The sequence below is a fragment of the Streptomyces sp. NPDC018029 genome (assembly GCF_044327655.1).
Taxonomy (GTDB): Bacteria; Actinomycetota; Actinomycetes; order Streptomycetales; family Streptomycetaceae; genus Streptomyces.
The window spans coordinates 128,857-141,956 of record NZ_JBIRFV010000009.1 but is presented as its reverse complement, the minus strand read 5'-3'; the positions used below and the strand labels follow the sequence as shown (position 1 = coordinate 141,956).

Below are 13,100 nucleotides of genomic sequence, written 5' to 3'. Positions count from 1 at the left end.
AGGAGATCCGATGAGGTCCCAGGAGGTCCCTCACACCTCGCTGACCTCGAAGGCGTCGAGGACGAACTCCGCCTTTCCGTCGTCGCCGGTCTTGCGCAGGCCGACCCAGGCCTCGCCCTCGGCGGGGGCGGTGAACTCGTAGGTGAGGGTGGTGGGTTCGGTGGCGACCGGGAGGTTCTTGCGGTCGAGTTCGCGGGGTGCGGGTTCGTCGACCGCGGTGATCCAGGCGTACTGGTCCGCCTTCTCGTTCTCGTAGCGGAAGGAGACGCGGTACCGCTTGCCGGGGGTGAAGCGGACGGTGTGCGGGACCGTGCGGTGGACCAGGCCCTTGTTCTCGCCACGGGACTTGAGGGAGTTCGTGCCGTCGACGACGTCGTCGATCGCCTTGCCGTTCCAGCCGCGCTGGGTGTACGGGGCGTGGCGCTGGGCGATGTGGGTGCGCGGGTCGGTGACACCGCCTGCGTCGCCCTTCACGAAGGGGCCCCAGCCCTGGGGGACGTGCTCGAAGTCCTCGTGGACGAGGGTGGCGCGGGGGCGCCTGGCAGGGCGGCGGGTCGCGACGACGCGTACGTTGTCGAAGCGCACGCGCGCGTCCCCCGGCCCGGCGCGCAGGGTCAGTTCGGCCGTGCCGCCGCCGTCGGGGACGGTGAAGTACGTGAACATGCGCTGGAAGCGGGTGCCGTGCTTGCGGTCGGCGGCCACGTGATTGCCCGCGGTGGACGTCTCGGTGAAGTTGGCGGCGGTGATGCCGTCGGCGGTGCGCACTTCCAGGGAGGCCCTGCGCCGCTCCCCCGGCTTCTCGCCGACCTCCACCTGTACGGACGCGACGTACGTGCCGGCCTTCAGGCGGGCGAGGCGCTGTCCGACGGACGCGGCGCCGCCCGCGCCGATGACCAGCTCGTGGTCGCCGAGTGCGCTGAGCTTCACTGCGGCGGGGCCGCTGACCTGCCAGCCCTTGAGGGAGCCGGAGTGGAAGCCCGGGTCGTGCAGCGGGGTGCCCTGGCCCCACTTCGGGTCCGGCAGGGACGCGGCGCGCTCGCGGTAGAGGACGTAGGGCTGCTTCGGCTCCGCCTCGAGGGTGACTTTTCCGCCCACTACGGAGACGTACGACTCGAAGACCCTGCCCTGGTCGGTGAGCCGGTGGAGCGCCACCCGGGAGCGGCGTGCCCACGCGCGCGGCAGCCGCCAACTGCTGCTGCCGCCCGCCGGGTTGTAGTGGTACAGCTTGGCGGGATCGTGTGCCTTGCGGGGCTCCCAGGGGAGGAGGTAACGGCCGTCTTCGTAGACGACGTTTCCGTCGGTGGTGATGCGCCGCGTGCCTGAGGCGTCGGACACCGTCGTCGGTGTCCGTCCGAAGAAGGTGATCTCGTGCTCGTCCCAGCTCTTGATGGGGTGCGCCTGGAGGTACTTGGCGGGCAGGGAGTGGGTCCAGATGAGGTCGTAGAAGGCGTGCCAGTCGGTCTTGCCGACCCAGCCCTCGAAGTTGCCCATCCGGGCGATGCCGAGGAGGGTGGGCCACTTGTCGGCGAAGACGTCCTTCTGGTGGTTCCGGACGAAGCGGATGAGGCGGGAGTTGATGCCGCGCGAGGTGTCGCCGCCGTAGTCCGGCTCGGTGGCCCAGTGCGACCAGACCGCCGACCGCTCGAAGCCGTGGCCCCACTCCGTGGTGACCGTCCAGCCCTGTTCCCGCAGGGCGCGCTGGAGCCGGTCGGAGGTCCAGCCGGACTCGCGGAACACGTCGATGTAGAGGGCGTTCAGGCCGTCGTCGGTCTGGGCGCGCAGGTCCGCGAAGCGTTGGACGATGTCTCCGGAGACCAGGTCGCGGCGCTGGTCGATGCGGTAGCTCTGGTCGAGCCAGTCCCACTGTTCGTTGCTCTTGTCGACGAGCTTCTCGGAGAAGGCGTTCGCGACGGGGTAGGACTCGGTGGCGTTGACGTGCACGCCGAAGTCGCTGTTCCACTTCTTGCCCTCGCGGACCAGGGTGTTGAAGTCGTCGAGGCCGCCCGCGCGCGTGTTGTAGTTGTCCGCGTAGTCGGGGTGGGCGGAGTCGTGGCCCTCGGACTGGTAGCCCTTGAGGAGGGTGTACTGGCGCAGGCCGTCGGTCGCCAGGTGGATCCGCTTGACGTCGTCGAGCGTGGCGAGGAACGGGTTGGTGGCCTGCGAGGCGAAGTTGAAGGGGATGTGCGGGACGACCCGCAGATGCTGCTCGTCGGCGCCGAGCGGGGTCACCATGATGTCGCGGAAGGCGATCGCCGCGTCCTGCCAGTCGACCTTGCCGTCGCCGTTGCGGTCGCCGGTGATGACGACGGTGGCGTACGGGAGGGGCTCGGTGGCGTCGACGGGGGAGGTCGCGGCGCGGTGGGTCCACTGTCCGGGCGACAACCGGGCCTCTACGTAGTCGCCCGTTCGCACCGTCTCGCGCCACAGGCGGCCGTTCTCCCAGGTGGTGCCCGCCTCCGAGGTGGGCTTGTCGTAGACGGTGTTCGTCTCGACGGCGCCGCCGAGCCCGTCGTGCGCGACGACGGCGTACGCGCAGCCGGTGGGCCGCTCGGCCGGGGTGTCGGCGGCCGGCCGGACGAGGGTGTCGCCGCTCTTGGCCTTGTCCAGCTGCACCTTCGCGGCGAGGAGAGCGGCGCCGGGCTGGTCGCTGCGTACGGAGAGAAGGGCGAGCCCGGGGATGCGCAGGGTGCCGACCCGCAGCGCGTCGGTGTCCGCGATCTTCGTGACGCGCCAGTGGACCTGCCGGCCCTCGACGGAGATCTCGACGTCGATCCGGGTGCCGCCGTCGAAGGCGAGGACGTACGCGACGCGCGTCCTGCCCGCCGTGGCGGTGACCTTCGGCGTGTGCTCGGTCTCGTCGATCAGGACGGTGGTGACGGCGTCCGCGCGGCCGTGCAGCACGGCGCCGCTCGCGCGGTCGGTGTACGAGACGACGCGCGGGAAGGCGGTGGCGACGCGCACGTCCAGGTCGGCCGAGCGCAGGACCACCTCGCCGGCGCGGGGCCCGGCCGGGGCGCTCGTGGCGAAGGCGCTGCCGCCCGCCCCCACCGCAACCCCCAACCCGGCGATCGCGCCCGTCGCGACCACTGCTCTGCGGCTCGGCCCGGATGTCTCTGACGGCAGCATGGGGCACCCCTCCATGGGACGGACGGCGGACGGAATTCGTGCCGCTCACCATGCGCCCCGCGGTGCGAACGCGCCCATGGACAAAGGAGGGACAGGTGTTGGACTAACCGCCGGACGGCGCCGCCGGGGCCACCGCATGCCGCAGCGGGGCGCCCGCGACCGCGGACCCCCCGCCGGAACGTCACGGCATCAGCTCCGGATCAGAGCTCCGACGCCGCCTTCTCTATGTCGCCCGCGAAGGTCGACACCTCGGTGTAGACACCGGGGTACTTCGGCTGCGCGCAGCCGTTGCCCCAGCTGACGATGCCGACCTGGACGTACTCGCCGGCCTCGTCCTTGCGGAACATGGGGCCGCCGGAGTCGCCCTGGCAGGTGTCCGTGCCGCCCACGTTCAGCTTGCCTGCGCAGAGCTCCTCGCCGGGCGTGAGGTCGGCGCCGTACGCGGCCTCGCAGTCGGCGTCGCTGACGAACGGGACCTTCGCCTTGAGGAGGTGGCGCTGCTGGTCGCCGCCTTCCTTGTCGGCGCCCCAGCCGGCGATGTCGAACTCGCCCTCGTTGTACTTGGTGTCCTTGGCGATCTTCAGCGTGGGCTGGTCGATCGGCTTCTGGAGCTTGATCAGCGCCCAGTCCTTGCCCTTGCCGTTGTAGCCGGGGGCCTGGAGGACCTTGGCGGACTTCACCTCGATCGCGTCGGGGCTCTCCAGGTCCACGACGCCCGCGGTGGCGGTGATGCCGGTGTTGTCACCGGAGCCGTCCACGCAGTGGGCGGCGGTCAGCACGATGTCCTTGGCGTACAGCGCACCGCCGCAGCCCATCGAGAGACGGACCATGAACGGGAACTCGCCCTGCTCGGCGGGGGTGCCGCCGACAACGCGCTCTCCCGGCTTCGGGCCCGGGTGGGGAGCCGCCTGAGCGGCCACGGGCTGAAGGCTGACGGTGGCCAGAGCGATGGCGCCGAGGGTGGCGGCTCTCTTCACTCCACGCAGCTTGGTCTTCAACTGACTTCCCTTCGTGGGGGGTTCGTGGGGGGATTCACGCATGGCTGGCATGAGCCCGCCAAAGCGTTGCCCCGGATTATGGAGATCGGTGTCCGCTCAGGACAAGGGGCGGTTTCCGGCCACGGCATGACGCGTCGGCGCGCGTCCGGCCCTCTTCCGGAGCACCCCGGGGGGTGCCGGCGCCCGTACAGTGGAAGGGAGTTGTGCGGCCCGGTGGGTGGCGTCAGGAGGTGCGGACGTGACGGTCGGCGGCGGTCCAGTCGTGCATGGCTACCCCCACCTGGAGACCGTGCGCGCCGCCATCACCGCGCTCTACAGACGCCTCTCGTATGACACCGTGCACACCTTCGAGACCAGCGTCACCCCCGCCGACGTGGCCTTCGGCGACGAGGACGACCTGTACCTCGGCGTGCAGCGGGTGGCGCGCGAGATGGTGCGGCACCTGCGCCTCCCCGACGCGCGGATGATCGTCAGCTTCCGCGAGATGGAGCACGCCGCGTACGTCGAACTCGCCGCGGGCCCCGAGTACTTCATCGAGCTGAACGACCGCTTCCGCACCCATCGCAGGGACATCGGCGCGGCCCTCGCCCACGAGGTCATGCACGTGTACCTGCACCGGCTCGACCTGTCGTTCCCCGGCACGCGCGACAACGAGATCCTGACCGACACCGCCACCGCCTACCTGGGCGCGGGCTGGCTGCTGCTCGACGCCTACCGCGAGGACGGCGCCTCGTCGCAGAAGCTCGGCTACCTCACGCCGGAGGAGTTCGGCTACGTCCTGGCCAAGCGGGCGCTGGCGTTCGGCGAGGCCCCGGAGACGTGGTTCACCAGCGCGCAGGCGTACACGGCGTACACGAAGGGGCTCGCCCAGGCCCGCCGTGACGAGCAGCAGCCGCCGCTGACGGCCGCGGGATGGGCGGGGCGGCGGCGGTACGCGAAGGACCGGCGGTACGCGCGGGAGCACCGCGGCGCGGTCGAGGCGGGTGGGTCCTACGCGTTCTCGCTGGACGCCGGGACGCTGCGCGTGACGTTCCCCTGCCCGACCTGCCACCAGCGCATCCGGGTGCCGGTACGGGGGCGCGTGCGGGTGCGGTGCACGCTGTGCCGGACGGTGGCGGAGTGCGATACGTAGCGGACCCGAGCCGGGGCCGCCGTCCCGTCAGGCCTGCGACCAGTGCCCAGGGCGGTTGAGGGAGCCGGACAGCTTCGTGCGGTCGTCGCCCTTGGCCGCGTTGACCTGCGACTGGGTGAGGAAGAGCGCGCCGGTCAGGTCGGCGCCGCGCAGATCCGTGTCGCGGAGGTCCGCGCCGATCAGGTCGGCGGCCCGCAGGTCCGCGTCGCTCAGGTCGGCGCCGATGAGATACGACCCGCGCAGATCGGCGCCCTTGAGGTCGGCGCCACGGAGCCGCGCGCCGATGAGGTCGGCGCCACGGCGGTCCTTCTTCGCGCCGCCCTTGCCCCGCTTGCCGCCCTTGCCCCTCCCTCTGTCCTGGCCGAGGTGCTCGGCGCGGACGAGTTCGCTGGTGCGCAGGAGGAGGAGGTTGACGTTCTGCCGGTGGCCGGCCACGTCCGTCCCGGCGACGGCGTCAGGGGTGCCCGTGGCCAGCCGCTCCGTCTCGGCGAGCGCGCGCTCCAGGTCGGCGGCGATCGGCCGGGTCTGCGGGAAGGACAGCGCCTCCGTCAGGTACCAGAGCAGTTCGTGGAGCTGCCGCATCACCGGGAAGACCTCGAACATCTGACGCGCGGTGGCCGGATCCCGACGCCAGTCGCGGCCCTCGAAGGTGCCCTGCGAGACGCGCTGCCCCGCCCCGAAGCAGTCGTACACCGTGCAGCCCCGGTAGCCCTTGTCCCGGAGGTCGCGGTGGATGCCGCAGCGGAAGTCCGCCTGGAGGTTGGTGCACGGCTTGCCCGCGTCCTTGTTCACGGGGAAGTCCGAGGACGCGGAGAAGGTGAGCGCCACACAGCACAACCCGAAACAACTGCCGCAGTCGGCACGCAGCGCGGCACGGTCGTCTTCGAGCAGGGGCAGGGCGACACGGTCGCGCTCCGATGCCATCGGGCGGGCTCCTTTGGGCCGGGTGGTGCGGGTGGTGCTGGTGGTGCGGGGAGTTGATGGTGCTGATGCGGGTGGTGCGAGGGGGTGCGGATGGTGCGAGGGGTGCGGGTGGTGGCCCGAGCAGACGCCGGGCCACTGGTGCGGCAGTCCATGAACGCGCAGTCCGCGGACACGGCCGTCCATTCTGCCGCGCCCCACCGCCGCACGCCGGAGCCGCCCCCGCATCACACCGTGGAGCAGCGGCCCAGTCCGCCGCGCGCCACCGCGCCACACGCACCGGGGCGATGCCTCCGGGCGGTTACGGGCGGGCGCGGCCGCCCGGCGGTGCCGCCCGCGACTCCAGCGGAACCGCCCCGCATCACGCGGCACGCATCACGCGGCACGGCGGCGGTCCGCCGCCCCGCCCCGCGCCAGGCCCACGCCTCCGGGTCACGCCGCCGAGCGGCGGCCCCCCTGTTCCCCGCCGCTGGGGCGGCTGCGGCGGGTGCGGGCGCCGGTGGGGCCGCCTGCGGCTCCGCCGGATCCGCCCCTGCCCTGGCCGCCCTGGCCCTGACCCTGGCGGGGGGCACGCCGCTGCCCCTGGCCGCCGCCCTGCGCCTGCGCACCCGCGCCCGCGCCTCCGCGCGGGCGACGGCGTCGCTGCGCGGGCGTCTTGGCCTGCGGCTGCTGCGGCTGCGGCGTCTCGATGACGACCGGCACGCCCGACGGCTCCCGCGCGCCGGTGATCCGCGCCAGCTCCTCGTCGGAGGAGGAGACGCGTGCCGTGTTCGGCCGGATCTCCGCGTCGGTCATGAGGCGCGTCATGTCGCGCTTCTCCTCGGGGAGCACGAGGGTGACGACGCTGCCCGACTCCCCCGCGCGCGCGGTGCGCCCGCCGCGGTGGAGGTAGTCCTTGTGGTCGGCCGGCGGGTCGATGTTGACGACCAGGTCGAGGTCGTCGACGTGGATGCCGCGCGCCGCGACGTTCGTCGCGATCAACGCGGTGACCTGGCCGTTCTTGAACTGGTCGAGCGTCCGGTTGCGCTGCGGCTGCGAGCGTCCGCCGTGCAGTCCGGAGGCGCGCACGCCGTTGGCGAGCAGCCGCTTGGTGAAGCGGTCCACGGCCCTCTTGGTGTCCAGGAACATGATCACGCGGCCCTCGCGGGCGGCGATCCGCATGGCCACGGCCTTCTTGTCCGTCTCGTCGGCGACGTACAGCACGTGGTGCTCCATCGTCGTCACCGCGCCCGCCGACGGGTCGACGGAGTGCACGACGGGGTCGGTCAGGAACATCCGTACGAGCCGGTCGATGTTCTTGTCGAGCGTCGCCGAGAAGAGCATCGTCTGGCCGCGCTGGTCGACCTGCTTGAGCAGCGCCGTGACCTGCGGCATGAAGCCCATGTCGGCCATCTGGTCGGCCTCGTCGAGGACCGTCGTGCGCACCTGCGACAGGTCGCAGTCGCCGCGCTCGATCAGGTCCTTGAGGCGGCCGGGGGTGGCCACCAGGACCTCGGCGCCGCGGCGCAGCGTCCCGGACTGCCGGCTGATCGACATGCCGCCGACGACCGTGGCCATGCGGAGGTTCACCGACGTCGCGTACGGCGTGAGGGCGTCCGTCACCTGCTGGGCCAGCTCGCGCGTGGGGACGAGGACCATGGCGAGCGGGGACTTCGACTCGGCGCGCTGTCCTGCCGTGCGGGCCAGCAGGGCGAGGCCGAAGGCGAGGGTCTTGCCGGAGCCGGTGCGGCCGCGGCCGAGGATGTCGCGCCCGGCGAGGGAGTTGGGGAGGGTGGCCGCCTGGATCGGGAAGGGGTCCGTGACGCCCTGGGCGGCCAGCGTCTTCAGGAGGGCCTCGGGCATGTCCAGGTCGCCGAAGGTCTCGACGGCCAGCAGCGCGGGCGTGATGCTCTCGGGCAGCGCGAACTCGCCGCCCTGGACGGGCCTCGGCTTACGGCTTCCGGAATTCCTCCCGGAATTCGCGGAGCCCTTTGCCTGGCCGTTCGGCCTGCCCTTTCCTGCTGCGTTGGCGGGACGCTTGCGGGCGGGGCGTGCCGGGCGTTCGGGGCGGTTCATGCAGTAGTGCCTTCCTGGTCGCTGGACTTCCGGACCTCTGAGCCGGTGCGGCTCTGGGCCCGGTCGGGCCCGATGACAGCGCAAGCCGAGGCCCGCACCTTCCGGTGCGGGCCTCGGCTGTGAGGTTCGCGCGCTGCGACGATCAGGCAGGAACGATGTTCTCGGCCTGCAGGCCCTTCTGGCCCTGCGTCACCTCGAAGGAGACCTTCTGGCCCTCGAGGAGCTCGCGGAAGCCGGAGGACGCGATGTTCGAGTAGTGGGCGAAGACGTCGGGGCCGCCGCCGTCCTGCTCGATGAAGCCGAAGCCCTTTTCCGAATTGAACCACTTAACGGTGCCGGTTGCCATGTCAATCTCCTCAACAGGGGCAGTGAATGGGGAACCACGGTATTGCGATTCTCCAGCGCTGCAATGAACCCCATCCGGAGAGAACCGGAAAAAACAATAATGCGCCCTCGGAGCATTCCCGTCAGGCGCACATAAAGTTCATGGGTACCAAAACTGCAACACATAACTTTAACACGCCCCCGGGACCGGTTGTTCCCGGCCCCGTGAGACGTACGTCGCGTCCGGGCGGCGTACGCCCCCGCATGCCCCTTCCCCCTTCGGGAGGCCCTCGCTACCTTCTACCAAACAATCGCTTGGTTGAGCCGAAGAGCGACCGGCACCCCTGCCGGTGGGAAGGCGGACCGATGCGCACCTCCCGTACCCGTACCGCGACCGGACTGGCGATCTCCGCGCTCGCCCTGGGCACGCTGCCCGCCTGGGCGGCCCCCGCCGAACCCGTCGCGCCCACGGCGCTCGCGGCCCCCGCCGCACCCCGGTACGCCTCCGACACCGTCCGTCACATCCCGCTCCAGGGCGCGGTCAACGTACGCGACGTGGGCGGCCACCGGACCTACGACGGCGAGCGGGTCCGCCACGGCCGGGTCTTCCGTGCCGACGCCCTCAGCGACCTCACCGACGCCGACCTCGTGAAGGTCGCCGAGCTCGGCCTGAAGAAGGTCATCGACTTCCGGGTGCCCGCCGAGGTGCAGTACGACGGCCCCGACCGGCTGCCCGCCGGGCTCTCCCCCACCTCCAGGCCGATCACCGACAACGGCCTGTTCACCCAGCTCATCACCGCGATCGGCTCCCGGGACCCGGTCCGGCAGGAGGAGATGCTGGGCAATGGAAAGGCGGCCGCGTTCATGCGCGGCGTCTACCGCACGTTCGTCAGCGACTCCGCCAACCGCGCCCAGTTCGCGGCCACCCTGCGCGACATCGCCGGCAGCCGCTCGCCGCTGCTCTACCACTGCACGGCGGGCAAGGACCGCACCGGCTGGACGACCTACCTCCTGCTGCGCCTGGTCGGCGTGCCCGGGCAGACCGCCGTCGGTGACTACCTGGCCTCCAACACCTACCGGGCCGCGCACGACGCGAGGCTCCGCGAGCAGCTCAAGCAGGGCGGCCTGATGCAGAACCCGGACCTGATCATCCCCCTCCAGGAGGTCCGCACCGAGTACCTCGACACGGCACTCGACGAGGCGGCGCAGCGGTACGGCGGCCTGCAGGGCTATCTGACCAAGGGGCTCGGGCTCGACGCGGGCACGATCCTGAAGCTGCGCGAGCGCCTGGTCGACTAGGGGCCTACCGGCGGATCACGCAACGATCCCGCGCGCCCGCGCCGCCGCGAGCCACGCCGGGAACTCCCCCACCAGTCGGTCGTACAGCACGTCGTCCGGCACGGCCAGCGGGTCCTCGCCCGCGTGGAAGAAGCCCGCGTTGTCGACCGGGCGCCGGGCGGGCACGGCGAGCTCGTCGAGCTTCCTGAGGTAGTCGAACTGCTTGCTCGCCGGGTCGCCGAAGCCGATGAACTGCCAGAACAGCGGCAGCTTCGCCGCCTTGCACAGATAGCGCTCGGCGGCGAGCTTGTTGATGGGGCCGCCGTCGGTCTGGAAGACGACGAGGGCGGGCGCCGTGGCACCGGCGGCGCAGCTGTCGACGTAGTGGTCGATGACGGCGTCCATCGCCAGGTGGTAGCTGGTCTTGCCCATGTGCCCGAGCCCGGCGACGATCTCGTCGACCCGCCCGCGGTGGTTGTCCAGCGCGATGTCCGTCACCGCGTCGACGTCGGTCGAGAAGAAGACGGTGGGCACGACTCCGTCGTCGTCCAGGTGCGCGGAGAGGCCGAGGACGCGGTCGGCGAGCGCCTGCACGCTGCCGTCCTTGTAGTAGGGCCGCATGGAGCCGGAGTAGTCCACGACCAGGTAGACGGCGGCCCGCGCCCCGTCCAGGCCGTGTTTGCGCAGGGAGACCCCGGCGCTCTTGTACAGGCTGACCAGAGCCGGCGCCGAGTCCTCCACCTTGCGCAGACTGATCGCGGATCCCATGTCCCGCCCCGCCCTTCCACCTTGCGCATATGACTGCTAGACACATGCCGATTCGCCACGTACGGACGTACGGAGGATGGCATGAACCACGGCCTGGACGGCAAGGTCGTCATCGTCACCGGGGCGGGCCGCGGTCAGGGCGCGGCGGAGGCACGGCTCTTCGCGGCGGCCGGGGCGCGGGTCGTGGTCACGGACGTGCGGGAGGAGGAGGGCCGCGAGGTGGCCCGTTCGCTGGGCGACCAGGGGCTGTTCGTACGCCACGACGTCACCGAGGCGGAGAGCTGGGCGGCGGCCGTGGCCGGCGGGCTCGGCGCCTTCGGGCGGCTCGACGTCCTGGTGAACAACGCCGCGCTGTGGCGGACGGCGTCCGTGGAGGACGAGACGTACGAGAACTTCGAGGCCCTGGTCCGGGTGAATCTCCTGGGGCCCTTCCTGGGCATCCAGGCGGTGCTGCCCGCGCTGAAGGAGGCGGGCGGCGGCTCGGTGGTGAACGTGTCGTCGACGGCGGGCCTGGTCGGCATCCCGGGCCACGCGGCGTACGGCTCGACGAAGTTCGGCCTGCGGGGGCTGACCCGCTCGGCGGCGCTGGATCTGGCGAAGTACCGGGTGCGGGTGAACTCCGTGCACCCCGGGGCGGTCGACACCCCGATGATCTCCGCGGCCTCCGCCGGGCGGGACTGGTCGCATCTGCCGCTGGGCAGGATGGGCCGCCCGGAGGAGGTCGGCGAACTGGTGCTGTTCCTGGCGTCGGACGCGTCGTCGTACGTCACGGGAGCGGAGTTCACCGTGGACGGCGGTTCGACGACGGGGTGAGCGCCTTCCCGGTCCTGTGGGTCCTGTGGGTCAGACGCGGTCGTAGAAGTAGACCGAGCGGAGCTTGAGGCGGTCCTTGGCGGGCTTGCCGTGCGGCCTCAGGGTCCAGTGGTCGCCGCCGCAGTCGGCGTCCTCGAACACGATCGCCGTGGCGTCGGTGTCGTTGTAGGGGGCGAACGCGGGCTTGGACATGTCCTCGTCCGCGACCTCGGGGAGGGTGATGCAGGCGGGGCTCGCCGGGTGGTGGAGGGTGGCGTACCGGACCGAGCCGTCCTCGACGAACTTGTAGTGGAAGGCGCCGCCGGTGGCGCTCGCGGAGGTCGGCAGGGTGACGGTGAGGGCGAGCGCGCCGAGGACGGCGGCGACGGTGTGGCGAGGGCGCATGTGACCTTTTTCCGTACGGGCGCCGGGCGGGGCCCGGCGGCTGGGAGGGGTGGCCGGACCCGTACGGGAGTTGACGGGTCCGGCTGCGCCTTCCCCGGTCCGCGGCCCGTTTATGCGGGGTGTCACCCGCGCGGGGCCGCCACACCGGTTCCGCGTCCGCCGTGTGGGCGTACCCCTCAGGCCTGGCGTCCGGTCTGCTCCTGGAACGCCGGCAGCGCGAAGATCCGCGTCTTCGCCTCGTCGTCCATCAGCTCGACGAGCGGCATGACCAGTTCCCACAGGTCCTGCTTGTCGACCTCCCTGGCGAGCGCGTCCAGGTCGGGTTCGGGCAGGGCTCCCGCGGTGTCGGCGACGGTCTTGCGGGACTCGGCGGGGAGCGCGTCCACGAGCGGCAGGAACTCGGCCCACAGGCCGGTGGCGACGACCGCGCGCACCACCGCGGCGAGCACGTCCGCGCCGCGCAGGGACGGCAGTTCGGCCACCCTGCGGCGCTCCGCCTCGCTCAGCAGCGCGACCAGGGGCAGCAGGGACTCCCACAGGTCCTGCTCCGCCACCGTCGCGACGAGCGGGTCGAGCCGGTCCTGCGGCTGTCCGGCGGCGAGCGAGGCGATGCGGCCCCGCTGTTCGCCGGTCACCATGCCGGCGACGGCCAGCGCCTCGGGCCACAGGCCCTCGGCGGACGCCGAGCCGATGACCGACGCGAGCCGGTCCGCGCCCATCAGGTCGATGATGTGGCCGAGCCGTTCGGGCACGTCGATCGCGAAGCCCGTCCTGAGGACGGCGGCGTCGTCGACCTGCGGCAGGATGCGGCGCAGCGCGGAGTCCGACAGGTGGCCGACGAAGCGGCCCATGGTGAGGTGGTCGCCGCGCTCGGCGAGTGCGACGGCGATGCGTACGACGAGGTCTTCGTCGAGCCGGTCGACGATGCCCTTGATCCGGCGCGGGTCGAGGTGCGCGCAGGACAGGGCGGTGAAGGAGACCGGCAGTTTCTCGATGATGTCGGCGGCCCGCGCGGGTTCGAGCCGTCCGGCGACGGCGGCGGCCAGGCGCGGGCCGAGTGCCTTCTGGGAGATGGCGGCGGCGACTCCGGTGGGCACCAGTCTGGTCGCGGCGGCGATCCGGTCGAGCATGTCGGGTGACCGGTCGAAGAGGGCCGTGACGGTCTGGGTGCGGAAGCGGCGTACGTCCTCGACGGGCAGGTCCTGAAGGAAAGCGAGCGTGTCGGGTTCGACGTCGAGCAGGTGGGCGATCTTGCGGGTCTCGGCTCTGCCGCGCAGCTTGTCCATGCTGACTCCTCGCTC

Annotated in this window: 11 protein-coding genes; 3 read left to right on the top strand and 8 right to left on the bottom strand. The window is 71.8% G+C overall.

The features are described from left to right. Positions 1-30: 30 nt before the first annotated feature. Positions 31-3,126, bottom strand: coding sequence for an endo-alpha-N-acetylgalactosaminidase family protein (locus ACH4D5_RS27065; RefSeq protein WP_398307338.1), 3,096 nt, complete (start codon positions 3,124-3,126; stop codon positions 31-33). Positions 3,127-3,326: 200 nt separating this feature from the next. After that, a complete protein-coding gene (locus ACH4D5_RS27060) occupies positions 3,327-4,124 on the bottom strand; it encodes a S1 family peptidase (protein WP_398307337.1) in 798 nt (265 codons plus the stop codon). A 238-nt stretch (positions 4,125-4,362) separates the two neighbouring features. Here ACH4D5_RS27060 and ACH4D5_RS27055 point away from each other — a divergent pair, with 238 nt between their 5' ends. Beyond that, on the top strand, positions 4,363-5,256 hold the full coding sequence (locus ACH4D5_RS27055) for a hypothetical protein (RefSeq protein WP_398307335.1): 894 nt from the start codon (positions 4,363-4,365) through the stop codon (positions 5,254-5,256). A 27-nt stretch (positions 5,257-5,283) separates the two neighbouring features. Here ACH4D5_RS27055 and ACH4D5_RS27050 read toward each other — a convergent pair whose 3' ends face one another. The 3 genes from ACH4D5_RS27050 to ACH4D5_RS27040 all read right to left on the bottom strand — a co-directional run bounded on the left by ACH4D5_RS27050 (position 5,284) and on the right by ACH4D5_RS27040 (position 8,578). After that, positions 5,284-6,180 carry a pentapeptide repeat-containing protein gene (locus tag ACH4D5_RS27050; RefSeq protein WP_398307333.1) on the bottom strand — a complete coding sequence of 299 codons (897 nt, stop codon included), beginning with the start codon at positions 6,178-6,180 and terminating at the stop codon, positions 5,284-5,286. A 429-nt stretch (positions 6,181-6,609) separates the two neighbouring features. Beyond that, positions 6,610-8,232, bottom strand: a complete 1,623-nt coding sequence (locus ACH4D5_RS27045) for a DEAD/DEAH box helicase (protein WP_398307331.1) — start codon at positions 8,230-8,232, stop codon at positions 6,610-6,612. Positions 8,233-8,374: 142 nt separating this feature from the next. Beyond that, positions 8,375-8,578, bottom strand: coding sequence for a cold-shock protein (locus tag ACH4D5_RS27040; protein ID WP_030362889.1), 204 nt, complete (start codon positions 8,576-8,578; stop codon positions 8,375-8,377). A 344-nt stretch (positions 8,579-8,922) separates the two neighbouring features. Between ACH4D5_RS27040 and ACH4D5_RS27035 the strand changes: the two genes are divergently transcribed. After that, positions 8,923-9,855 (top strand): tyrosine-protein phosphatase, encoded by a 933-nt coding sequence (locus ACH4D5_RS27035; RefSeq protein WP_398307329.1) that lies wholly within the window; start codon positions 8,923-8,925, stop codon positions 9,853-9,855. A 15-nt stretch (positions 9,856-9,870) separates the two neighbouring features. Here ACH4D5_RS27035 and ACH4D5_RS27030 read toward each other — a convergent pair whose 3' ends face one another. Then, positions 9,871-10,602 (bottom strand): VWA domain-containing protein, encoded by a 732-nt coding sequence (locus tag ACH4D5_RS27030; RefSeq protein ID WP_398307327.1) that lies wholly within the window; start codon positions 10,600-10,602, stop codon positions 9,871-9,873. Between the two features lie 81 nt (positions 10,603-10,683). Between ACH4D5_RS27030 and ACH4D5_RS27025 the strand changes: the two genes are divergently transcribed. Beyond that, complete coding sequence (locus ACH4D5_RS27025; RefSeq protein ID WP_398307325.1) at positions 10,684-11,415, top strand: SDR family NAD(P)-dependent oxidoreductase; 732 nt, start codon at positions 10,684-10,686, stop codon at positions 11,413-11,415. A gap of 30 nt (positions 11,416-11,445) precedes the next feature. Here ACH4D5_RS27025 and ACH4D5_RS27020 read toward each other — a convergent pair whose 3' ends face one another. Together ACH4D5_RS27020 and ACH4D5_RS27015 are read right to left on the bottom strand one after the other, a co-directional pair. Then, positions 11,446-11,799 carry a hypothetical protein gene (locus ACH4D5_RS27020; RefSeq protein ID WP_398307323.1) on the bottom strand — a complete coding sequence of 118 codons (354 nt, stop codon included), beginning with the start codon at positions 11,797-11,799 and terminating at the stop codon, positions 11,446-11,448. Positions 11,800-11,975: 176 nt separating this feature from the next. Continuing rightward, a complete protein-coding gene (locus ACH4D5_RS27015) occupies positions 11,976-13,085 on the bottom strand; it encodes a hypothetical protein (protein WP_398307321.1) in 1,110 nt (369 codons plus the stop codon). Positions 13,086-13,100 lie beyond the last annotated feature (15 nt).

Excerpts from the sequence above, each read along its gene's own strand:
- ACH4D5_RS27050 (WP_398307333.1), bottom strand. The coding sequence starts at position 6,180 with ATGGCATCGGAGCGCGACCGTGTCGCCCTGCCCCTGCTCGAAGACGAC.
- ACH4D5_RS27065 (WP_398307338.1), bottom strand. The coding sequence starts at position 3,126 with ATGCTGCCGTCAGAGACATCCGGGCCGAGCCGCAGAGCAGTGGTCGCG.
- ACH4D5_RS27025 (WP_398307325.1), top strand. The coding sequence starts at position 10,684 with ATGAACCACGGCCTGGACGGCAAGGTCGTCATCGTCACCGGGGCGGGC.
- ACH4D5_RS27015 (WP_398307321.1), bottom strand. The coding sequence starts at position 13,085 with ATGGACAAGCTGCGCGGCAGAGCCGAGACCCGCAAGATCGCCCACCTG.
- ACH4D5_RS27035 (WP_398307329.1), top strand. The coding sequence starts at position 8,923 with ATGCGCACCTCCCGTACCCGTACCGCGACCGGACTGGCGATCTCCGCG.
- ACH4D5_RS27045 (WP_398307331.1), bottom strand. The coding sequence starts at position 8,232 with ATGAACCGCCCCGAACGCCCGGCACGCCCCGCCCGCAAGCGTCCCGCC.
- ACH4D5_RS27040 (WP_030362889.1), bottom strand. The coding sequence starts at position 8,578 with ATGGCAACCGGCACCGTTAAGTGGTTCAATTCGGAAAAGGGCTTCGGC.
- ACH4D5_RS27020 (WP_398307323.1), bottom strand. The coding sequence starts at position 11,799 with ATGCGCCCTCGCCACACCGTCGCCGCCGTCCTCGGCGCGCTCGCCCTC.
- ACH4D5_RS27030 (WP_398307327.1), bottom strand. The coding sequence starts at position 10,602 with ATGGGATCCGCGATCAGTCTGCGCAAGGTGGAGGACTCGGCGCCGGCT.